Raw genomic sequence first — 20,271 nt, 5'->3', positions numbered from 1 at the left:
CTTTCCAACTAATTCATGTTAGTCCTATTTTAGCAAACAAGCGCTTCCTCCGTTAAGAAAAAAAGCTGACGAGAACGTCAGCTTTTTTGGCTACTCTGCGTTTTCCGGGACGAGATTTTGCTCGTGTTCGTCTTTTTTTTCTTTTTGCCCCTGCTCTTCAAGCACAATCATTTTTCGCGCGCGTTCCATAATGGCAAGCAACGTTTTATACTCTGCTTGAATGGCCGATAGTTCTTTTTGCAGCGTCTCTTTCTCCGTCTGTAATTTCGTAACCATTTGTTGCAATTGCTCCATATCTTTCTTCAAGGCTCTGTTTTCATCTGCTATTCTTTGCCAGTCACGCGCCTTTTGCCCATATGTTTGCAAAAAGGTGATCACATCGGACCATGTTAAGTTTTTCTCTAGTATTGCTTCTGCCTGCTTTTGTCCCTTATCTTCATTAGATGACGCTACTTTTTTGCGCTCCTTTCGCTGCCTTTTTGCCAGCTCAATTTCTTCTTTATACTGCTTTCGCACATAAGAATTCCAGCGAAAACCGCACGCAGCTGCCGTTCGCGACAAACGCCGCCCTACTTCTTCAAAGGCTTGAAGCTGTGTGCCACCTTCGCGAATATAGCGCAAGACCACTTCCGCTAATAGCAAATCTTCCTCTTGCGTCCATGCATCCTGGCGTACACTTGTCATCTTCTTCCCCCCCTAATAGCCGCTTTTTCACTATATGTATGCGGCTAGTAGAAACGATAGAAGGAGAAAATTAGGATTTCTTCAAAAAAGCCTGCACCGCCTTTTCATGTTCTTCCGCGCCCCACAATTCGGCACATCGGCTGATTTCGGCAAAAAACCTCATGCGAAATTCATCGCTTTTCCATTTTCCTATCGCCGCCAGCTTATAAGCACGCAAGACGGCAACCGATTGCGATACGTATGGAGCGAGCAATTGCCGACATTCTTCCCGAAGATCGTTGCCGGGCAACACCGCATCGATCCATCCATATTCTTTCATGGTCTCCGCCTGGATTCTTTCCGCACGCAGCAATATATTCAGCGCTTGCGTATAAGAAAGCTTTTCAAAAAGCATTGTCGCTCCGCCCCAGCCGGTCGTTATTCCCAATTTTCCTTGAATAAAGCCGATTTTGCTTCCCGCCTTCGCATAGCGGAAATCACAGGCAGACGCCAGTTCACAGCCGCCGCCCATCGCTGCACCATTGATCAAGGCAACCGTTGGTTTAGACAGCGTAAGCAACGAATATAAAAGTTCACCCATCCTTTTTAACATTTGTCTTGCGCCTTCAGCTCGCAGATGCTGAAATTGGCTTAAATCACCGCCGGAACAAAACGCTTTCTCGCCCGTTCCGGTGATGACAAGCATTTTTGCCTGCTGATCATTTTCCACCAGATTTATCGTTTCTTCTAATTTGTCCATCACTTCAAAATTAATAGCGTTGCGTTTTTCCGGACGGCAAATCGTAAACCATACAATTCCATTGCGGTCATGCTCTATGATCGCTACAGCCATGTCTTGCTTTCCCCCTTTCTTTACAATCAATTGGGCATTCAGTGCCGATTTTCCTGCTTGCCTATTGACCTTTTCTCCCACTTACTTCTGGCGGAAATGGGGATTCTCGCTTGGTATAAAAAAACAACAAGCACAAGTTTTTACTCTTGTGCTTGTTGTTAATGATTCCATGAATTATTTGTTGACAACTTCTCTTCCTTTGTAAGTTCCGCAAGATTTGCAAACGCGATGCGCTAATTTCATTTCACCGCAATTTGGGCATTCTACCATGCCCGGCACTTGCAATTTAAAGTGAGTGCGGCGCAGTCTTTTTCTTGTTTTCGATGTTCTTCTAAAAGGTACTGCCATGCTTCCCACCTCCTTATCAGCATGTCAAAGTATTAGCAAAAATCCGGATTCAACCCGGGTGCTTCGCTTATTCCTTTTTGTCCTTATCAAAAAACTTCGCTAGGCCAGCCAGACGAGGGTCGATCTTCTGTTTTACTTGCTCTTCTACCATCTCTTCCCAGCGATCTTCCTGAATCACTTCCCAACCTTCTCCGGACTGGGGAGCCCCGTCTTGCGCCGTTCCTTCTTCTGCAAATACTTGCAGCGGAATTTCTAGAAGGATAAGCTCTTTAATAATCGGCAGCAAATCTACTGTTTCATTTTTTACTAAATGTGTATCTTCATCTGATACGATATCGTAATCATTCATAAAAAACGTTTCCGTCGTTTCAATGGAAAATGGATACGAAACGTCAACTAACGTCCGCGAACAAGGCAGAACCATTGTTCCCGATACAGAAAAGTGAAAGGTAAACTTTGTCGAACCGATATCCGCCTTTCCTTGTACATGCACCGGCGAAATATCGCGGATCGATGTATCCATTTGCTTTAGATCGGAAACATCGACATATTCGTCAATCACCATTTCCCTATGATGAAACTGGTGAAGTTGATGAACGGTCCATTTCATAAAAAATCACCTCAAGACAACAAAGAAAATTATACGTTTCGTTTCTTTATTTGTCAATATTTTTTCTTTACAGTATAATTGTTGTCAGTTTCTATCCAATTTATCACCTTGCTTGATCAAATTCATTGATAGGGAGAAGGCAGATGAAAGCGGTTGGAATTATTGTCGAGTATAATCCGTTCCATAACGGACATTTATATCATCTGCAAGAAACGAAAAAACAAACCGGCGCCGATTGTGTCATTGCCGTCATGAGCGGAAATTTTCTGCAACGCGGAGAACCGGCGCTCGTATCAAAATGGGCACGCACGAAAATGGCGCTCTCAGCCGGAGTCGATATCGTGATTGAATTGCCATATACGTTTGCCGTTCAAGCGGCGGAGCGATTCGCTAACGGCGCGGTGATGCTCCTTCATGCTTTACATTGCGCGGAAATTTGCTTTGGGAGCGAAAATGGAGATATAGCGGCATTTCTTGAAGCAGCCGCAACATTTTTTCAGCAAAAAGAGAAACACGACCGTTATGTACAGGAAGCGCTGCAAAGAGGATTAAGCTATCCGCAGGCAAACGCGGAAGCCTGGAAACGATTCCGCAGTGCTGCTCTTGACTTAACAAAGCCAAACAATATGCTCGGCTTCGCTTATGTGAAAGCCATTTTGCAACATGAACTTCCAATCACTCCGCGCACGATCCGCCGCATCGCCTCCAACTATCATGATGAAACCTTTTCCCACCCGTCCATCGCCAGCGCTACAAGCTTGCGGAAAGCGCTGCAAGGGTCGCCGGACAAGCTCGAAATGATCGCTCCATACATACCTGCGGCGACAAAACAAATATTAAAGCAATATCACGACGCATATGGAACCCTTCATGAATGGGAAGCCTATTTCCCTTTTTTAAAATACCGCATCATGACGGCAGAAGAAGCAGAACTTCGCCAAATCGCCGGCGTCGAGGAAGGAATAGAATACCGTCTTAAGCAAGCAATCGCCACTGCCTCGACGTTTTCCGCGTTTATCGATAAGGTGAAAACAAAACGATATACATGGACGCGGTTGCAACGAACATGCACCCATATTTTAACGAATTTTACAAAAGAACAACAGAACCAAACGGAAACGCCGACATACATTCGTCTGCTTGGCATGACGGAAAACGGACGCCGTTACTTGCAGCTTGTAAAAAAAGATCTATCATTGCCGCTAGTCACGAAAGTAGCAAAATTAAAACTTGACTCGATTTACGAGCAAGAAAAAAAAGCGGCCTCTGCTTATGCCGCTATATTCTCCGAACCACTTCGCACACAAGTGCTAAAAGAGGAGTACGCAACCGCTCCGATTCAGCTGTAACAATCGCCGATGAACGCTGAAACTATTGCATATGTTTTAAATAGCGGATCGCATCATCAAACGTATCGACCGGGACAATTTTCATCTTTGTCCCGATTTCTTTTGCCGTTTTCACTGCTTCGCGATAGTTTGAGTCGGCTGCGCCGTGCTCATTAGGGGCAAAGAAAATTTCCGCTCCTTCGCGGTCAGCAGCGACAACTTTTTGCGAGATGCCGCCGATTGGACCGACTTCCCCGTCTATATTGATCGTGCCGGTGCCGGCAATTTTATGCCCTTTCGTAATATCTTCCTTCACTAATTGGTTATAAATTTCTAGAGCAAACATTAGCCCGGCCGACGGCCCGCCAATCTGTTCAGAGTCAATGTGGACAGGCGGATTCGTAACGATGTCATAATCGGTTATAAGCGAAATCCCGATGCCTATTTGTTTCGGATCATGCGGGAATGGCATTAAGGCAAGCGTCGCTTCTTTTTGTTTTTTGCCGCGAACAAATGTAATATGAACTTTATCTCCTTTTTTCTTTGAGCGGATATATTTTATCATCTCGTCCGATGTAGCCATCTTTTTCCCGTCTATTTCCACGATACGGTCGCCGACTTTTAGATGTCCGTGCGCCGGCATATGCGGCAACACGCTCATCACATATATCCCGTTTGTTTTATAGGAAACAGGCTTTCCTGCTTTTTTATACGCAACAGCAATCGCCGCTTCCTTCGACTGTTCCATCATCTGGAGCTGGCGCATCGTATATTCTTCATCGCTTTCCCCATCTTGTTTAATTTCTTCAAGCGGATAAAGTTCATAAAACGGGCGAACGTGGGCGAGAAGATAGGAAACGGCATTAGCCCTTCCCATTTTCACAGTCGTTAACATAAACGTTCCCGCATCATCATCGCCATGTTCGACATGAACAAGCGGTTTTAAATCTTGCGCAGTTCCCGGCATTGTGACATAGTAGGGAAGTTTTATAAAAATCATCAGCAAAGCTACGGTGACGCCAAAGAAAAACGCCACCACATATGTTCGTTTCTTCATCAGCGCGAATGCTCCTTCCACTTTTCAATTGCTTGGCGAATTTTTGCTATGTCTTTTCTTGCTTCCTCTTCTCCGATCGCGATAATCTCTTCGATATCAGTAAATGCGCGTGAACTATACGCCTCCACGCGCGGACGAATCATCACATCCGAGGCAAGCTGCCGATGCGAAACGATTTCATCCTGCAAAATATCAAGGCTTTGTAAAATGACATCAAATATCGAAGTAATTTCGCTATTCACATTCACTGGAGAAACATCGACGGCAATCACTATATCTGCCCCCATCTCACGGGCAACGGAAACAGGAACGCGATCGACCACCCCGCCGTCTACAAGCAACCGTCCATCAACCTCTGCCGGAACAAAAATGCCAGGAATGGAAATGCTAGCCCGCACCGCACGAGCCACATCGCCTTGACGAAACACCACTTTTGCGCCTGTTTGCAAGTCGGTGGCGACAATCGCTATCGGAATTTCTAGTTCCTCTATTTTTTTGCCCTTGGTAAGGAGCCGGATAAACTCAGTAATTCGCTTTCCTGCAATCAGTCCCATTTTTGGAATCGTCAAATCGATGAAATTATTGCGGCGAAACGACTTTGCTAGCTTATATAAACGGTCAAGGCCGAGACCGCTGGCATATAGGGCAGCGACAAGTGCCCCGATGCTGCTTCCGGCTATATAAGAAATCGGGATGTTCTCTTCCTCCAATACTTTCAGCACTCCTAGATGGGCAAACCCTCTCGCCCCTCCTGAACCCAGCGCCAATCCGATTTTCGGAAACACTATGCCTCTCCCCTCTATACGGCAGTCTTGTTTTCATCTTATGGTCTAAAACTCCCCCCTATACTCGTATATTAGATTATATGAGGTTGTACATCGCAATAAGACGTTCAAAGGGGGAGAGAAAATGTGTCTTCACCAGGGGGAAAAACACATATGAAACGAAAAGCCAAAACCGTTTTTCTCGCTTCAGCTGTCACTTTATTTGCTTTTTCCTTAATTTGTTATCCACAGCAATCACTAGAAGCGTCGATCCGCGGTTTAAATATGTGGTGGGAAGTTGTATTTCCATCGCTATTACCTTTTTTTATCGTTTCCGAATTATTAATTAGCTTCGGCGTCGTAAATTTGCTTGGCGTTTTGCTAGAGCCGCTCATGCGCCCCCTTTTTCGCGTTCCTGGCGTCGGCGGATTCGCCTGGGCAATGGGCATGGCATCGGGATATCCATCAGGAGCAAAATTAACAACCCGTCTCTACCAGGAAAAACAAATTTCCGCCATCGAAGCAGAGCGGCTGGCTTCATTCACGAATTCATCCAATCCATTATTTATTTTCGGTGCGGTATCGGTCGGATTTTTCCATGACCCGAATCTTGGTCTTATTTTAGCCGCTTCCCACTATATCGGAAACATCTGTGTAGGCATGATCATGAGGTTTCACGGAAAAACAGAAGAAAAAGCAAAACCAAAGCGGCGGCGTCACATCTTTTCCCTCCCTTACGCTTTCCGTGTCCTTCACGAAACGCGCCTGAAAAACGAGCAACCGCTTGGGAAATTGTTAGGAGATGCTGTACGCTCCTCCGTCCAAACCTTGTTAATGATCGGTGGATTTATTATTCTCTTTTCTGTCGTTAATAAACTGTTTTACATGATGCATATTACCGAACATATCGCTCTTATTTTTCAGTACGTCCTTCACTTGTTTCAAATGCCGAAAGAACTTAGCATTCCAATGATTTCCGGCCTATTCGAAATTACGCTCGGCAGCCAAATGATCAGCCAGACGGAGGAAGCCGAATTGCTGGAAAAAGCGATTGCGACAAGCTTTATTCTCGCCTTTGGCGGATTTTCCGTACAGGCGCAAGTAGCAAGCATTCTCGCGGAAGCGAATATTCGCTTTAAGCCGTTTTTCATCGCAAGAATCATGCACGGATGCTTTGCCTCTTGCTTTACATATGTATTGTGGAAGCCTCTTTATTTGCGCGCCGTTGGCAATAATGCAGGGATCATCCCAGCGTTTTTCGCAGTTCATTCCGCAAGCGGATGGAGCAATTACTGGAAGCTAATGCAGCAGTTCGGCCCGATTGTGACGATCTCCTTTTTATGTCTTTATATATGGCTTACTGCTGCAACTATGCTCAAAAAAAGCAATAGCAACAAATAAAACGAGGCTGACTTAAAAGAAACGTTCTTTTAAGTCAGCTGTTTAGCTGTTAATTGTCATCCCCGTTAGAAGCAATAGCTGCAAATTTTCTTTTCAGCGCTTCCTCGACAACAGGCGGCACTAAATCGGAAATATCGCCGTTATACTTTGCTACTTCTTTTACAATGCTCGAGCTCAAAAAGGCGTATTGGCTATTTGTCATCATAAAAAACGTTTCGATATTTTCATCAAGGACGCGGTTCATCGATGTGATTTGCATTTCGTATTCAAAGTCAGAAACAGCGCGCAACCCACGCAAAATGGCATTGGCATTTTTACTGCGCGCATAATCAACAAGCAGGCCGTGGAACGACTCTACATAGACATTAGGAAACGGCCGCGTGACCTCCCGCAATAGCTCTATCCGCTCTTCTACGGAAAACAGCGGTTTCTTAGAAGAGTTGTTCAAGACCGCCACATACACTTGATCAAACACTTTTGCGCCCCTTTTAATAATATCTAAATGGCCATATGTAACCGGGTCAAAGCTTCCCGGGCAAACTGCAATGCTCGCCATTTTCCTATTCCCCTTTCTCCTCATCCATATACCGATAAATCGAAACTGCGGTAATCCCGTACGTCTCTTGTTTCCATTTGCACAGGCCTCCTACCCGTTCAGGAAGATGTATTTCTGCAGCATGTTCGGCAACGACAACACCGTCTTTTTCAAGAAGATGATGGTTATCAATAAAAGAAAGAAGTGACGGCAACTTTTGCTCTTTATACGGAGGATCAAGAAAAATCACATAAAAGCGAAGCCCCCGTTTGACAACTGCCTTTAACGCCCGCTCGGCATCATTCCGGTATATTTCTGCTTGTTCGTGGAGATCACACATCGCCACATTTTTTTTAATGGTTTGCACCGCTTTGGCGTTATGATCGACAAAAATGACCCGATCGAGCCCCCGGCTTAACGCTTCAATTCCTAGGCCGCCGCTGCCGCCGAATAAGTCTAGGCCAATACCTCCGGAAAAATATGGACCGATCATATTAAATATTGCTTCCTTCACTTTATCGGTCGTCGGTCTCGTTGACATTCCTGGAACCGCTTGCAGTTGTCTACCTTTACATTTTCCAGAAATCACTCTCATCTTTTTCACCACATTTTGGCACTAATTCGCGTTATTTCAACATTTATCGTATCATAAAGTTTATTATAGTAAAACAGGCGAATTTTTCATAGCGGCATGTATAGAAATCGGTAAATTGTCCATAATGAGTAATGACAACATCCATGCGGATGTTGTTGCCAACCACGGAGAAGACTTACGTTTCCCCATAAGTTCTTCCTCCGGTTTCTCCTCTCCCTTTTCTTTTCCTTTCGTTTACTTGTTCCTCCGGTGCGCGGGGGCAAGTAAATGTAAAGGACCCCTGCAGACAAAGTTCTGCAGGGATTTTTTTTGTTTGGAAAGCAAGCGCAAAATTTATATTTGACTCACATTTCGCACCCTCTCGACGAAAATCGGGAGGATTTTTTCGTTCCGATGTCGAATGAATCCTTGACACACAAGGAACGTAAAGGAGTTTTTCACTTATGAACGTTCAAGTCAAAAAGGTCTATCGCAATTCTTATTTGAATATAATAAGTGCCCTATTCAAGAAACTGGGTCTGCCTCAATTGATTGACCATCTCGTGCCCGTCGATCCGCAGTGCCAAACGCGAGTCAGCGATGCCGTTCAGGCCATCCTCTACAATGTGTTTGACGGCCGGCAAGCCCTTGTTCACTTGGAACATTGGGCTCAGGAGGTCGATTGTGAGAAACTCATCCGTCCCGATCTCCATCCTTCCTGGTTGAACGACGATGCGTTGGCCCGTCATCTCGATCGCCTGTATGAGGCTGGCATTCACAACGTCATCAGCACTTGCTTGATTCATATTTATCGAAAAGAAGGCCTTTCCCTCCGAGCCTTCCACGCCGATACGACGGACAAGACCGTTTACGGCGCGTATGAATCGGCCTCGTTAGAGGCCTTACAAATCACACATGGCTACAACCGCCATCATCGTTGGCAAAAACAGATCGGTTTCGGACTGGTCGGCAACGAGGACGGCATCCCGTTTTACGGCGATGTGCACGATGGCAACCTGCCCGATAAAACATGGAATCCCGAGGTGCTGTCTCGTGTCCATGAACAGCTGAAGCAGGCCAAAATCGAAGACGAATGGATTTACGTGGCCGATTCCGCCGCGATGACGAAAGAGACCCTGGCGCAAACCAAAGCGGCCAACGCCTTTTTGATCACCAGAGGCCCTTCGTCGCTCCGGATCGTGAAAACCGCGCTGGCCGAAGCGGATGCTGAGGACACGACGTGGAGCGATCCCTTTACGTTGGCGGAGAGAAACGGCGCCACGTACCGGGTATGGGAAACGGCCTCGACGTATGAAGGCCACCCCGTTCGGCTGATCGTTGTTGAATCGAGCGCGCTCGACCAGCGAAAAGGAAAGACGCTTGAAAAAGAACGAACCAAAGAAGCGGAGCTTCTTCGCGAGGAACAAGCCCGTTGGGAGCGTCACCCCTTCTCCTGCCGGGAAGATGCCGAACAAGCCTTGGCGTCCCTCAAGGCGTCCCTTCGCCCCCGGTTTCATCGGGTTGAGGCCGCGGTCGAAGAGATCGTACGCCTGAAAAAACGGCGCGGACGGCCGAAAAAAGGGGCGGAACCCGAGGTGGAGACGCTGTATTTCTTGCACCTTGACGTCGAATTCGACCAAGACGCGTGGGAACAGGCGAGACGGAAAGCGTCCCGGTTTGTCCTTGTCACGACCGTTCCGAAGGAATGGAAGGGCCAACCCATGGATGCCCAAGAGATCTTGAAGCTGTATAAAGGGCAGATCTCGGTGGAAATGAACTTCGCTTTTTTGAAAGATCCGTTTTTCACGGATGAGATTTACGTCAAAAAACCAGAACGGGTCGCAGTATTAGGCTATTTGTTTCTGTTGGCCTTGGCTATTTACCGCGTTTTTCAGCGCCGAGTGCGTCAGTTTATTACTCCAGAACACCCGTTGAAGGGTCCTGGAGGCCGCAAGCTGACCCGGCCGACGGGACAGGCGATTTTTCAGCTGTTTCAATATGTGAACGTCGTCCTGTTCAAGCTGCCGGATGGGCGCATCCAACGCTCACTGGATCGCTCCCTTACCCCTGATCAGCGAAGGATTCTGCAGGGATTGGGCATGGATGAGAGCATCTACGTGTAACGTGATACGGAACGACCAGCGATGGTAAAAAAAGGATTGCCATCGCTCGTTGTGTTGGTCAAAAAGTTATTCTGAAAAACTAAATAAAAAATCCTTTGTTTTGACCTTGTTAGGGTGCGAAATGTGAGTTGCGAGAAATTAATAACCGCCATAACCACCATATCCGCCTAGGCCCATACAAGAACACCCTACAATAATCAGTAAAACGAATAAAACAACAACTAAGGCAAAAGCGTTACGAATTCCATCACTCATCTATAACACCTCCCATTGAGTATTGGGGGATAGCTAATTTCGATCCCTATTTTTAAGGTATGTTTTTAAAAAAAATTAGATTGGACAAACTCATCAACTGATAAGAAAATTCCACTTTTGTCTATCATTGCACATTTTGTGTTTTTGATTAAAATATCAAACAACAGCAAACCTTTTGTAAACTATTTTTTTCATTAATTTATTAACACGTTATGTGTTTTATCAGTAATGGAGGGATTGCTTGTGAATTTTGTTGCTATCGATTTTGAAACTGCTAACTAATTAAATATTGTAAAAGGTAAAATGTTTGAACGTGGGTATAGACCAGTTGGAATGAAGAAATTTCAACACTCTAATTTAAAAGATCTTGTAGCACAGACAGATGAGTTTTCCCCTGATCATCCGTTTTTTTAATAAAAACGTTGTTTTTACTGGGACGTTGAAGTCGATGGTACGCAAAGAAGCAGTATTCGAGTGATCATGGACATATATGAACATGTCCTCTAGAAAGCAAACGATGAAGCCGCGAATAAATTCAATCTTTATTTGCCAATATACCGTCACAGGTAAAATAAATGGCTGGGTAGTTGTTGACGAAATCCGTCAATGCCCTAAATTACCCTATTTTATTTGAAGCCAATATGGTAAAATCCTTGTGGCAACGGGTTTTTTCCTACTTTACTATTTTGCATCCTACTAGGTGCGTGGGACTGGCAGCGCGAAAGTCGCCGGTTCGAACCCGGTATGTTTAATTGGAAAAATCCTTGCATGGCAAGGGTTTTCTTTTTTGCATACATAACAAAAAGAGGAAAATTGCGCGTTGACTCATATGTAAGGAGGAAAGAAACCAATGAAAAAGTTAGCCAGTTTGCTCGTAGCAGCCTTATTCACTCTCTTTTTTTCAACCAGCAGCTTCGCCCATCGGGGCACACTGGACGAACTAGGCGGACATTTCCGTAACTCGGACTGCATGTACTTGTTGCATGAACCGACAGCGCTCGCGTTGCAGGCCAAAAATAAAACAGAGCTTGTCCAGTTGATCAAAAAATACAATAGCAATGCCAAGTGCACCCGGCAGCTGACGGCGGATAAAATTGACTTAGAAGGGCATACGCTAGGCGGAACGTCTGCAACAAAATCAGGTTTGTCGGCCACATTGCGATTAGGAGAAAAATATCCCGCAACATTAGTGAAGTGCGTTGATGGAGATACAGCCAAGTTTATCGTCAACGGCCGCGAATATACAACCCGCTTTCTATTCATCGATACGCCGGAAAGCACGATCGAAATCGAGCCGTTCGGAAAAGAAGCAAGCCGATTTACTTGTTCCCGCTTAAAACAAGGAAACATTACATTGGAAACCGACGGCAGCACGCTGTTCGACAAGTATCATCGCTTGCTTGCCTGGGTGTGGGTAGGAAACAAATTGCTGCAAGAAGAAGTGACTAAAGCAGGGCTTGTCGAAGATTTCTATGATTATGGAAACTATAAATATGAAAACAGAATCCGCGCCGCCATGGCGGAGGCGAAACGAAACGGCATGGGTATGTATAGCCGTTCCTCCGCGCAAAAATCAAATTCTTCTCATCAGCAGCAAGCGGCGGAAGAGAAAAAGAAAACGGAAGAGGAAAAAACAGCCCCTTCACCAAACTCGTCAGAAAAGAACAGCACGGCGAAACAAGACAACCAATCAAAACAGTCCGATAAGCATCCGTTCCTTTACTTGTTCATTGGACTGGCCTTGGCTGTCATCATTTACGCTGCCGTACGAAAATAACTTGATGCGACTGCCCGCAGCGGCCACGCCGAAAAAACAAAAAAGGAGCTAACGACTAGCTCCTTTTTGTTCTATCATCATGCATAATGGCGTACCAGGACCCGCTACTGCTCCGGCAGCAGATCTTCAATCACGGATTGTTCGAATGATGGCGCCGCGGCAGAAAAAGAAGCGCCGTTTAGTCGCTTAAAACCATATTCCTCTAACCGCTGTATTTGCTCCTCCGTCAAGTCAGTATAAGCAATCACCGAAGGTGTGCCAGATGATTTGTAAATTAAGCTACCCGTTACCGGACATTGAAACGCATCAGCAACAAAGCCTTCGCCATCTTGAATCGTAAATAAACGAACCGGCATGACGTTCATATACTTCCCTCTTTCTGCTGGTATCTGTTATTATGACTGTCCCATTTTTCGCATTTTATACAATTCTTTTTCCGACAATGATTAAATCGCGCTCAATCCCATCCAATTCCGCCACTCGCGGAAGGTGCCCCCACGTTTCGAATCCGAAGCGCGAGAACAGGCGCAAACTCGGTTCATTATGGGCAAAAATAAAGCCTAACAGCGTTTTAATCTGGAAATTTGGCGCTTCCTCCACCGCTTTTTGAAGCAGCTGCTTGCCGATTCCTTTCCCCCGATATGCTTCAGAAATGTAAATGCTGATTTCCGCTGTATGACGATAGGCCGGTCGTCCATAAAACGATTGGAAACTGAGCCAGGCGCATACGCGACCGTCTTGTTCCATCACCCACAGCGGCCGTGTATGCGGGTCATGAGCAAAAAACCACGCCTCTCTGCTTTCTACCGACACCGGTTCGAGGTCCGCGGTAACCATTCTGGTCGGAATCGTTTCATTATATATTTGCACGATTGCTGGCAAGTCTTCTTTTTTCGCATCCCTGATCATCATATCCCCACCTTATTTCAATGTGCACTTCGTTAACGAAAACAGGTTAAGAGGGAGTATAATCATATATATGTAACGAGAAAGGAGAGTGGTTATGAACCGAACGGTAATCGTTTATCTCGTCTCGCTGGCCGCGTTTCTTGGCCCGTTTACGCAAACGATTTACACCCCTATTTTACCAGAAGTAACAGCCGATTTTGCTACTTCTTCGTTTTTAGTGAATTTAACGATTTCGATTTTCACATTTTTCTTGGCCATGATGCAAATGGTATATGGACCGTTGACAGACATAAAAGGGCGCCGCAATGTTCTCTTAGCAGGCATCCTTCTTTATACCGCGGCATCACTCGGCTGCTTTTTTTCAAACTCTATTTATGTTCTTCTTGCCTTCCGAGCGTTGCAGGCAATCGGTATCGCAGTTGGGTCGGTCGTCGCCGCTACCGTGATCGGTGATTTATTTGAAGGAAAAGAACGTGGAAAGGCGATGGGTACTTTCCAAATGATGGTATCGCTTGGCCCAGTCGCCGGGCCGATCGTTGGCGGATTTCTTGGCGGCCGATTTAACTTTCACACCGTATTCCTTGTTCTTGTTTTCGTCGGGATGCTTATATGGCTCGGCAATTTTATTTTTCTAAAAGAAACAAAACCGGAAAGCCAAACATCGAAAGCCTTTCAGCTTCGCGATTTTGCCATGATCCTTCGCCACCGGGCTGGTTCCTCGATTATTTTATTAGGATTTATACAATATTACGCGCTCTATAATTTCCTCGTTTTTTTGCCCGGCATTCTGACGGAGCGATACGGACTATCGGCAGAGGAAAAAGGGATTGTTTATTTGGCAATGTCGTGCATGATTGTCGTCGGCAGCTTTATCGGCGGACGCATCCAAGGCTATTGGAAAGATAGACATATTATTTTAGCGACATCATATTGCACAGTTCTATCCATTTTCCTTTTTCTTCTCGTTTCCTATATATCAATTCCTCTCTTAGTCCTTGCGATCGCGTTGTTTGGCCTGTTTTTAGGAACGTCCTTGCCGGTGCAGACGACGTTGCTTACGTATGTATTTCAAGCAAACCGCTCTACCGCCATTGGCGTCTACAATTTCTTTCGCTACATGGGAATGGCATTCGGACCAATGGTCGGCAGCGTATTATTCTCGTTAGGCGGATACAGGCTCGTATACGGATTTGCCGATGCCGTCTTTTTGGCCTGCTCGCTGCTATTGACCATGCGTGTTATGCGCCTAGGCAAACAATCGCCTTCGATAGAAAAGTCATAAACGAAAAGGGCTGCTCCGTGCAGAAGCAGTTCCTTTTCTTATCTCCATGTTACGGATATCCCGTTATCATACAAACGTTGAAAAATGGAAAAATGAACGACAAATTCCGTAAACGAATACGCTTCACCTGCCAAAAACGCATAGCTCTCAAAAAAAGCCGCCAGCACGTCTTCATCTACTTCTTCCAATAGGCGCGATGACAAGAGCGGATAGTAAATTTCTTCCCACCAGCGCTCATATCCGTATTCGGCAAACATTGACTTTATCTGTCCGTCCGTCATTTTGCACGTCCCTTCCTTCGTTATTTCTTTCTATACCAGTATCGTTTTTTCCAAAAGATGCAAACAAAAAACGCCGAAAACACGGCGTTTTATCGTTCTTCACTTAATTCGGTTACCGGCACGTCGCGCTGCTCACGAAGATGGCCATCACGCAAATGGACCGTAGCCATTTGTTTTTCCTCATCATAGCCGTCAATCCAGACAGATACACCATTATAATAGACAGGAATATCCGCCGGGGATGAAACAATTTGTTTGACGCGATTCATATCCATGAAACCATTCCTCTCCTTTCACCTATTCATCATGTAGTATGAAAGCGAAAAGGAATTTTTATGCAAAAAAAAGAGCAAAACGGTCAACACTAACGTTGTAAAACAATGGACCCAACGGAGGAAAATGATGAAAAACTGGGATATACTCATATCGTATTTACGCCTTCCTGCCTTTGTGCGATTGCTGCTGATGGGAAGTTCGTTGTTAATTCTTTTCGGCCTGCTTATTCATCTCGTCGAGCCGTCCACATTCCATAATGTATTCGATGGAATATGGTGGGCGATTGTCACCGCGGCAACGATCGGCTACGGCGATATCGTCCCAAAAACGACAGCGGGGAAACTCGTCGCCATTCTCCTTATTTTGTTAGGAACAGGGGTGATTACGACGTATTTCGCGTCCGTATCAGCAACCGCCGTGGCAAAAGAGACGGCATTATTGAACGGACAGCTGCGCTATAGAAAAAAGGGGCATGTGATCATCGTCGGCTGGAATGAACGGGCGCGCGAAGTGCTGGTACAATTAACGAAATCCCACCCATCTTTTCGCTGCGTGCTTATTGATGCGACGTTAAACGCGCTGCCGATTTCCTCTAAAAATATCCATTTTATCAAAGGAAACGCCAGCTACGATGACGTACTGCAGAAAGCAAACGTCACTGAGGCGCAAATGATTTTGATTACCGCCGACCCGCATAAAACCGAAGCAGAGGCGGACAAAGACTCGATTTTAACACTTCTGGCCGTCAAAAGCCTGAATCCTTCCATCTATGCCATTGTCGAAATATTAACTGAGCAGTACGTCAACAACGCACGCCGGGCGGGCGCTGATGAAGTAATTCAAACCAACTTGCTGTCCAGCTTCACGATGGCGAACAGCCTTCAGTCGCCGGGCGTATCGAAAGCGCTCGAAATGCTGCTCTGTCAGCTTCACGACAGAAAACTGCAGCTAATCGATGCCGAAGAATGGTGCATCGGAAAAACGTTTTCCGAGAGTGGCCAGTTGCTATTGAAAAAGCAGATGGTGTTAATCGGTATCATGAGAGGGGAAGAAGGACATATGAATCCTCCTCCGCAATTCATGATTGAACGTGGAGACCGCCTGTTTGTGCTCAGTCCTTAATCAAGCAGGCGACGTTCCAATTCTTGAACAAGCACCTTCCCGACGTTAATATATGTTTCCGGAAATGTCGCATCCGGATCTTGCGGCTCGGAAAATTGGTTCAAAGCCGCACCAAGATTTCCGACATCGGCATGGTCATCTAAGCCTTTTTGATATTGATGGGACAATAAAAACGGCCGGCCGATCTCCACCGTTGTCCCATGCGAATCGAGCTGTCCGTCCACCGCTTTAAACGGAACACGCAAAAATTGGTATCCGGCCTCATCGGCAATTTTATAGTCAAAATAACCATGATCATAATCCCAATTGCCGCCAATCATATAGCCGAGCGGTTTTAATTGCTGTTCTAGCTTATACAACTGAAATGTTTTTCCTTCCAAACGCGATGGAATTTCAATCATATCAAACACCCTCCTTTTTCCTTTATGATTTCCTATTTTGCGGCAATTAAAATCAAATTCGTTCCCTTGTATATGCTGGAAATAGATAGGAGATGACAAACAACATCAAACGTCTATACATAACAAAAAAAGCCCTTCCTGCTACGGAAGGACTTTTTGTTTCTGCTTTCTGCAATTTCTTATTTCAACCGCTTTTCTAACTCTGCTCTTTTATCTTCATAACCTGGCTTGCCTAAAAGAGCAAACATATTGACCTTATAAGCTTCCACTCCAGGCTGATCAAATGGGTTAACGCCTAATAAATAACCGCTCATCGCGCACGCTTTTTCAAAGAAGTAAACGAGATAGCCGAATGTATATTCATCTAATTTCGGCAGGGTGATCACTAAATTTGGCACACCGCCGTCCGTATGGGCGAGAAGCGTTCCTTCAAACGCTTTGGTGTTCACAAAATCGACCGTTTTTCCTGCCAAATAGTTCAATCCGTCCAAATCGCTTTCTTCTGCTTCAATAACCAGCTCATGGCGCGGCATTTCCACTTTCAGCACCGTTTCAAACAAATCGCGGCGCCCTTCTTGAATATACTGCCCTAAGGAATGAAGGTCAGTCGAGAAGTTTGCCGAAGCTGGGTAAATTCCTTTTTGGTCTTTTCCTTCGCTTTCGCCAAACAGCTGTTTCCACCATTCTGCGAAATATTGCAGCGCTGGTTCATAGTTGACCAACAGCTCGATCGTTTTTCCTTTATTGTATAAAATGTTGCGGATGGCCGCATATTGGTACGCCGCGTTTTCTTCCAGTTCCGAACTGCTGAAGTCTTCGCGCGCCTGCGCTGCCCCTTTCATCATTTCCTCGATGTTTGCGCCGCTGACAGCAATCGGAAGCAACCCTACCGCCGTCAATACCGAGTAACGGCCGCCAACGTCATCTGGAATGACAAACGTTTCATAGCCTTCTTCCGTCGCCAATGTTCTTAGCGCGCCACGTGCCCGGTCTGTCGTCGCATAAATTCGTTTACGCGCTTCTTCTTTACCGTATTTTTCTTCCAACAGCTTGCGGAAAATGCGGAAGGCAATCGCCGGCTCTGTCGTCGTGCCTGATTTGGAAATGACGTTAATCGAGAAGTCTTTTCCTTCTAACAAGTCGATGACATCTTTCATATAAGTCGAGCTGATGTTATTGCCGACGAAAATAATTTGCGGCGTTTTCCGTTTGTCTTTTGGCAGCGCGTTGTAAAACGAATGATGGAGCATTTCAATCGCAGCGCGCGCCCCTAAATATGAGCCGCCGATGCCGATCACCAGCAGCACGTCAGAATCAGCTTGGATTTTCGCCGCCGCTTTTTGAATGCGGGCAAATTCTTCTTTGTCATAAGCAACAGGCAAATCGAGCCATCCTAAAAAATCGCTGCCTGTTCCTGTTTTTTCATGGAGGGAATGATGTGCCACTTTCACTGCATCACGCAAATAGGTAAGCTCATGTTCACCAAAAAACGCCAAGGCTTTTGAATAGTCAAAGCGAATATGTGTCATATGTTCGATCCTCCAAACGAAAATGTTTTTACCTTCTTTCACTTTAACGAAACAACAAAAAGGAATCAAGTCGTTGCCCCGCTATGTAAACGAATTCATTTTCAACATTTCTATGAATAAAAACGCAAGAAAGAGGCAGTCGTCACTGCCTCTTTTCTGCATTATAGCGATGCGCGCAAAATCGCCAGCACATCATCGCGATTTAATGTTTTGAACTTGCCAAACTCGCCATTCGCCATCGCTTTGTCCGCCATTAACTCGAGATTTTCTTCGCCGATGCCATAATCGGCAAGCCGCGACGGCGCGCCAAGGCTCGACCAAAACTCGCGCAGTTTTTCAATGCCTTCTAACGCCACTTCTCGTTCCGATTTTCCTTCCGGATTGACGTCAAACACGCGCACTGCTAGTTGGGCAAAACGGCTGACATTTTCATCAAGCACATGCTTCATCCAGTTTGGAAACAGTATCGCAAGCCCGCCGGCGTGCGGAATGTCGTATACCGCCGATACGGCGTGTTCGATATTGTGCGTCGCCCAGTCGCCGCGGAGACCCATTTGCAAAAAGCCGTTTAACGCGATCGTTCCACTGTATAAAATCGTCTCGCGCAGCTCGTAGTTTTGCAAGTCATTCACAAGCTTTGGCGCCGCTTCCATCACTGTTTTTAGCACCGCTTCACACATCCGGTCCTGAAGCGGAGTGTTTGGCGTATGGTGGAAATATTGCTCCAACACATGGGACATCATATCGACAATCCCGTAGACGGTATGGTCTTTCGGCACCGTAAGCGTATACGTCGGATCGAGGATCGAAAACTGCGGGAATGTCGCTGGGCTGCTCCAGCCGTATTTTTCTTTTGTCTCCCAGTTCGTGATTACGGAGCCGGAGTTCATTTCCGAACCGGTTGCGGCCAGCGTCAATACCGTTCCAAACGGAAGCGCTTCCGTCACCTTCACTTTTTTCGTAATAAAATCCCACGGGTCTCCTTCATATTTGGCTCCGGCAGCAATCGCTTTCGTACAGTCGATGACACTGCCGCCGCCGACCGCAAGCAAAAACTCGATGCCTTCTTTTTTGCAAATGTCAACACCTTTTCTTACGGTCGATAAGCGCGGATTTGGCTCGACTCCTGGAAGCTCTGTCACTTCTACGTTCAGCTCATTCAATATGCCTATTACTTCGTCATACAGGCCGTTTCGCTTAATACTGCCCCCGCCATAGACAAGCAATACTTTTTTTCCGTAACGCGGCAGTTCCTTTTTCAGTTCCTCAATTTGCCCTTTTCCGAAAATCAATTTCGTAGGGTTTTGAAAAGTAAAATTTTGCATATTTATCGACCTCCTTTTTTTATTATGAACAGTACGTTCCCCGCTTGTAAAGCAATTGCTTTTTCGCAAATGATGCATATTTTCCGTCAATGTTATGCATTCTATAAGTGATGGAAAAATGTGAAGGAGGAATGGACTGATGAGTGTACTTCAGCGCATTGCACTATTCCTTACGATTATCGGTGCCATTAACTGGGGATTAATTGGTTTCTTTCAATTTGATTTAGTAGCGGCAATTTTTGGCGGACAGAATGCTACGTTGGCACGCATTATCTATGGAATCATCGGCATTGCCGGATTGATCAACCTTGCAATTCTATTCAAGCCTGCTGAAGAACTGGGACGTACGGAACCAAAAACGTCTCGCACATAAACCGTAAAGTAAAACACTCACCTATAAAAACGGTGGGTGTTTTACTTTAGTAAATCTTCTTTTTTTGATTGCTCGATCCACTCTTGCAGCTTTTCTTTTAACGTGTTAAACCCTGGATTTAATGACATTTTCACTTTCAAGTGACGTTTTTCTTTTTTATTTCGTTTTTCTAATGCTTTCATCGATAGGCTGATCCGTTTTGTTCGCGGATCGACCGCCAATACTTTTACGGTTATTTCTTCACCGATCTTCACATAATCACGAATATTTTTCACAAACTCATGGGAAATTTCCGAAATATGAACAAGCCCTTGCATTCCTTCGTCTAGTTCGACAAAAACGCCGTACGGCTGAATGCCGGTGACTTTTCCTTTCACAATATCTCCTGCTTCTATCATGGACAAACAAAACACTCCTATTTTAATTTCTGATGTGTTTTTGTATTATAACATAAATTTTTTATGAATCCCAAAAAAATATGTTCT

24 protein-coding genes are annotated in these 20,271 nt (G+C 45.5%); 7 read left to right on the top strand and 17 right to left on the bottom strand.

The window, feature by feature from the left end:
• Positions 1–90: 90 nt before the first annotated feature.
• The 4 genes from BDD39_RS03500 to BDD39_RS03485 all read right to left on the bottom strand — a co-directional run bounded on the left by BDD39_RS03500 (position 91) and on the right by BDD39_RS03485 (position 2,474).
• Positions 91–684: an RsfA family transcriptional regulator gene (locus BDD39_RS03500; protein ID WP_166908155.1), complete on the bottom strand. Its 594-nt coding sequence runs from the start codon at positions 682–684 to the stop codon at positions 91–93.
• Positions 685–754: 70 nt separating this feature from the next.
• Positions 755–1,516 carry an enoyl-CoA hydratase/isomerase family protein gene (locus BDD39_RS03495; RefSeq protein ID WP_166908153.1) on the bottom strand — a complete coding sequence of 254 codons (762 nt, stop codon included), beginning with the start codon at positions 1,514–1,516 and terminating at the stop codon, positions 755–757.
• Positions 1,517–1,690: 174 nt separating this feature from the next.
• Positions 1,691–1,864 carry a 50S ribosomal protein L32 gene (gene rpmF / locus BDD39_RS03490; RefSeq protein ID WP_003251950.1) on the bottom strand — a complete coding sequence of 58 codons (174 nt, stop codon included), beginning with the start codon at positions 1,862–1,864 and terminating at the stop codon, positions 1,691–1,693.
• A gap of 67 nt (positions 1,865–1,931) precedes the next feature.
• Positions 1,932–2,474, bottom strand: a complete 543-nt coding sequence (locus tag BDD39_RS03485) for a YceD family protein (protein WP_166908151.1) — start codon at positions 2,472–2,474, stop codon at positions 1,932–1,934.
• A 143-nt stretch (positions 2,475–2,617) separates the two neighbouring features.
• Here BDD39_RS03485 and BDD39_RS03480 point away from each other — a divergent pair, with 143 nt between their 5' ends.
• Positions 2,618–3,823 (top strand): nucleotidyltransferase, encoded by a 1,206-nt coding sequence (locus tag BDD39_RS03480; RefSeq protein ID WP_166908149.1) that lies wholly within the window; start codon positions 2,618–2,620, stop codon positions 3,821–3,823.
• Positions 3,824–3,845: 22 nt separating this feature from the next.
• On the opposite strand, the gene BDD39_RS03475 is transcribed toward BDD39_RS03480, so the two are convergent.
• Together BDD39_RS03475 and BDD39_RS03470 are read right to left on the bottom strand one after the other, a co-directional pair.
• The gene (locus BDD39_RS03475) at positions 3,846–4,859 is read right to left on the bottom strand and encodes a SepM family pheromone-processing serine protease (protein ID WP_166908147.1); all 1,014 of its coding nucleotides are present in this window, start codon (positions 4,857–4,859) and stop codon (positions 3,846–3,848) included.
• Positions 4,859–5,644: a patatin-like phospholipase family protein gene (locus BDD39_RS03470; protein ID WP_166908145.1), complete on the bottom strand. Its 786-nt coding sequence runs from the start codon at positions 5,642–5,644 to the stop codon at positions 4,859–4,861. Before BDD39_RS03470 ends, BDD39_RS03475 begins: the two co-directional genes overlap by 1 nt.
• Positions 5,645–5,797: 153 nt before the next feature.
• Between BDD39_RS03470 and ylbJ the strand changes: the two genes are divergently transcribed.
• Positions 5,798–7,024 (top strand): sporulation integral membrane protein YlbJ, encoded by a 1,227-nt coding sequence (gene ylbJ / locus BDD39_RS03465; RefSeq protein ID WP_166908143.1) that lies wholly within the window; start codon positions 5,798–5,800, stop codon positions 7,022–7,024.
• Positions 7,025–7,073: 49 nt separating this feature from the next.
• On the opposite strand, the gene coaD is transcribed toward ylbJ, so the two are convergent.
• The gene (gene coaD / locus BDD39_RS03460) at positions 7,074–7,580 is read right to left on the bottom strand and encodes a pantetheine-phosphate adenylyltransferase (RefSeq protein WP_166908141.1); all 507 of its coding nucleotides are present in this window, start codon (positions 7,578–7,580) and stop codon (positions 7,074–7,076) included.
• A gap of 4 nt (positions 7,581–7,584) precedes the next feature.
• Positions 7,585–8,154, bottom strand: a complete 570-nt coding sequence (rsmD, locus tag BDD39_RS03455) for a 16S rRNA (guanine(966)-N(2))-methyltransferase RsmD (RefSeq protein ID WP_166908139.1) — start codon at positions 8,152–8,154, stop codon at positions 7,585–7,587.
• A gap of 443 nt (positions 8,155–8,597) precedes the next feature.
• Between rsmD and BDD39_RS03450 the strand changes: the two genes are divergently transcribed.
• Positions 8,598–10,256, top strand: a complete 1,659-nt coding sequence (locus BDD39_RS03450) for an IS1634 family transposase (protein ID WP_015863777.1) — start codon at positions 8,598–8,600, stop codon at positions 10,254–10,256.
• Between the two features lie 138 nt (positions 10,257–10,394).
• Here BDD39_RS03450 and BDD39_RS03445 read toward each other — a convergent pair whose 3' ends face one another.
• A complete protein-coding gene (locus BDD39_RS03445) occupies positions 10,395–10,511 on the bottom strand; it encodes a YjcZ family sporulation protein (RefSeq protein ID WP_166908137.1) in 117 nt (38 codons plus the stop codon).
• A gap of 850 nt (positions 10,512–11,361) precedes the next feature.
• Here BDD39_RS03445 and BDD39_RS03440 point away from each other — a divergent pair.
• Positions 11,362–12,288 (top strand): thermonuclease family protein, encoded by a 927-nt coding sequence (locus BDD39_RS03440; RefSeq protein ID WP_166908135.1) that lies wholly within the window; start codon positions 11,362–11,364, stop codon positions 12,286–12,288.
• A 104-nt stretch (positions 12,289–12,392) separates the two neighbouring features.
• Here the strand turns inward: BDD39_RS03440 and BDD39_RS03435 are convergent, their stop codons facing one another.
• Positions 12,393–12,653, bottom strand: coding sequence for a hypothetical protein (locus BDD39_RS03435; protein ID WP_166908133.1), 261 nt, complete (start codon positions 12,651–12,653; stop codon positions 12,393–12,395).
• Between the two features lie 55 nt (positions 12,654–12,708).
• On the bottom strand, positions 12,709–13,197 hold the full coding sequence (locus BDD39_RS03430) for a GNAT family N-acetyltransferase (RefSeq protein WP_166908131.1): 489 nt from the start codon (positions 13,195–13,197) through the stop codon (positions 12,709–12,711).
• 94 nt (positions 13,198–13,291) lie between these two features.
• Between BDD39_RS03430 and BDD39_RS03425 the strand changes: the two genes are divergently transcribed.
• A complete protein-coding gene (locus BDD39_RS03425) occupies positions 13,292–14,479 on the top strand; it encodes an MFS transporter (protein ID WP_166908129.1) in 1,188 nt (395 codons plus the stop codon).
• Positions 14,480–14,517: 38 nt separating this feature from the next.
• Here the strand turns inward: BDD39_RS03425 and BDD39_RS03420 are convergent, their stop codons facing one another.
• Entirely contained in the window at positions 14,518–14,760 is a 243-nt protein-coding gene (locus BDD39_RS03420; RefSeq protein WP_166908127.1) for a hypothetical protein, read from the bottom strand.
• An 89-nt stretch (positions 14,761–14,849) separates the two neighbouring features.
• Positions 14,850–15,035, bottom strand: a complete 186-nt coding sequence (locus BDD39_RS03415; RefSeq protein ID WP_166908125.1) for an H-type small acid-soluble spore protein — start codon at positions 15,033–15,035, stop codon at positions 14,850–14,852.
• Between the two features lie 127 nt (positions 15,036–15,162).
• Between BDD39_RS03415 and BDD39_RS03410 the strand changes: the two genes are divergently transcribed.
• On the top strand, positions 15,163–16,158 hold the full coding sequence (locus BDD39_RS03410) for a potassium channel family protein (RefSeq protein ID WP_166908123.1): 996 nt from the start codon (positions 15,163–15,165) through the stop codon (positions 16,156–16,158).
• Here BDD39_RS03410 and BDD39_RS03405 read toward each other — a convergent pair.
• From BDD39_RS03405 to BDD39_RS03395, 3 genes are all read right to left on the bottom strand, one after another.
• Positions 16,155–16,559, bottom strand: coding sequence for a YugN-like family protein (locus BDD39_RS03405; RefSeq protein ID WP_166908121.1), 405 nt, complete (start codon positions 16,557–16,559; stop codon positions 16,155–16,157). The genes BDD39_RS03410 and BDD39_RS03405 overlap by 4 nt on opposite strands.
• Positions 16,560–16,738: 179 nt before the next feature.
• Positions 16,739–18,088 carry a glucose-6-phosphate isomerase gene (locus BDD39_RS03400; RefSeq protein ID WP_166908119.1) on the bottom strand — a complete coding sequence of 450 codons (1,350 nt, stop codon included), beginning with the start codon at positions 18,086–18,088 and terminating at the stop codon, positions 16,739–16,741.
• A gap of 161 nt (positions 18,089–18,249) precedes the next feature.
• Positions 18,250–19,413, bottom strand: coding sequence for an iron-containing alcohol dehydrogenase (locus tag BDD39_RS03395; RefSeq protein WP_166908117.1), 1,164 nt, complete (start codon positions 19,411–19,413; stop codon positions 18,250–18,252).
• A gap of 139 nt (positions 19,414–19,552) precedes the next feature.
• Here BDD39_RS03395 and BDD39_RS03390 point away from each other — a divergent pair, with 139 nt between their 5' ends.
• Positions 19,553–19,786, top strand: coding sequence for a DUF378 domain-containing protein (locus tag BDD39_RS03390; protein WP_166908115.1), 234 nt, complete (start codon positions 19,553–19,555; stop codon positions 19,784–19,786).
• A gap of 41 nt (positions 19,787–19,827) precedes the next feature.
• Here BDD39_RS03390 and yugI read toward each other — a convergent pair whose 3' ends face one another.
• Complete coding sequence (yugI, locus tag BDD39_RS03385; RefSeq protein ID WP_166908113.1) at positions 19,828–20,190, bottom strand: S1 domain-containing post-transcriptional regulator GSP13; 363 nt, start codon at positions 20,188–20,190, stop codon at positions 19,828–19,830.
• Positions 20,191–20,271: the final 81 nt, after the last annotated feature.

Source organism: Saccharococcus thermophilus (genome assembly GCF_011761475.1).
GTDB lineage: Bacteria > Bacillota > Bacilli > Bacillales > Anoxybacillaceae > Saccharococcus > Saccharococcus thermophilus.
Note: the sequence above shows the minus strand (reverse complement) of the source record. Positions and strands in the feature narration are given on the sequence as shown.

Coding starts and splice junctions, on each gene's coding strand:
- BDD39_RS03500 (WP_166908155.1), bottom strand. CDS start 684: ATGACAAGTGTACGCCAGGATGCATGGACGCAAGAGGAAGATTTGCTA.
- BDD39_RS03390 (WP_166908115.1), top strand. CDS start 19,553: ATGAGTGTACTTCAGCGCATTGCACTATTCCTTACGATTATCGGTGCC.
- BDD39_RS03445 (WP_166908137.1), bottom strand. CDS start 10,511: ATGAGTGATGGAATTCGTAACGCTTTTGCCTTAGTTGTTGTTTTATTC.
- BDD39_RS03475 (WP_166908147.1), bottom strand. CDS start 4,859: ATGAAGAAACGAACATATGTGGTGGCGTTTTTCTTTGGCGTCACCGTA.
- BDD39_RS03485 (WP_166908151.1), bottom strand. CDS start 2,474: ATGAAATGGACCGTTCATCAACTTCACCAGTTTCATCATAGGGAAATG.
- BDD39_RS03425 (WP_166908129.1), top strand. CDS start 13,292: ATGAACCGAACGGTAATCGTTTATCTCGTCTCGCTGGCCGCGTTTCTT.
- BDD39_RS03405 (WP_166908121.1), bottom strand. CDS start 16,559: ATGATTGAAATTCCATCGCGTTTGGAAGGAAAAACATTTCAGTTGTAT.
- BDD39_RS03495 (WP_166908153.1), bottom strand. CDS start 1,516: ATGGCTGTAGCGATCATAGAGCATGACCGCAATGGAATTGTATGGTTT.
- coaD (WP_166908141.1), bottom strand. CDS start 7,580: ATGGCGAGCATTGCAGTTTGCCCGGGAAGCTTTGACCCGGTTACATAT.
- rsmD (WP_166908139.1), bottom strand. CDS start 8,154: ATGAGAGTGATTTCTGGAAAATGTAAAGGTAGACAACTGCAAGCGGTT.
- ylbJ (WP_166908143.1), top strand. CDS start 5,798: ATGAAACGAAAAGCCAAAACCGTTTTTCTCGCTTCAGCTGTCACTTTA.
- BDD39_RS03410 (WP_166908123.1), top strand. CDS start 15,163: ATGAAAAACTGGGATATACTCATATCGTATTTACGCCTTCCTGCCTTT.
- BDD39_RS03450 (WP_015863777.1), top strand. CDS start 8,598: ATGAACGTTCAAGTCAAAAAGGTCTATCGCAATTCTTATTTGAATATA.
- rpmF (WP_003251950.1), bottom strand. CDS start 1,864: ATGGCAGTACCTTTTAGAAGAACATCGAAAACAAGAAAAAGACTGCGC.
- BDD39_RS03435 (WP_166908133.1), bottom strand. CDS start 12,653: ATGAACGTCATGCCGGTTCGTTTATTTACGATTCAAGATGGCGAAGGC.
- BDD39_RS03420 (WP_166908127.1), bottom strand. CDS start 14,760: ATGACGGACGGACAGATAAAGTCAATGTTTGCCGAATACGGATATGAG.
- BDD39_RS03440 (WP_166908135.1), top strand. CDS start 11,362: ATGAAAAAGTTAGCCAGTTTGCTCGTAGCAGCCTTATTCACTCTCTTT.
- BDD39_RS03400 (WP_166908119.1), bottom strand. CDS start 18,088: ATGACACATATTCGCTTTGACTATTCAAAAGCCTTGGCGTTTTTTGGT.
- BDD39_RS03395 (WP_166908117.1), bottom strand. CDS start 19,413: ATGCAAAATTTTACTTTTCAAAACCCTACGAAATTGATTTTCGGAAAA.
- BDD39_RS03430 (WP_166908131.1), bottom strand. CDS start 13,197: ATGATCAGGGATGCGAAAAAAGAAGACTTGCCAGCAATCGTGCAAATA.
- BDD39_RS03480 (WP_166908149.1), top strand. CDS start 2,618: ATGAAAGCGGTTGGAATTATTGTCGAGTATAATCCGTTCCATAACGGA.
- BDD39_RS03415 (WP_166908125.1), bottom strand. CDS start 15,035: ATGGATATGAATCGCGTCAAACAAATTGTTTCATCCCCGGCGGATATT.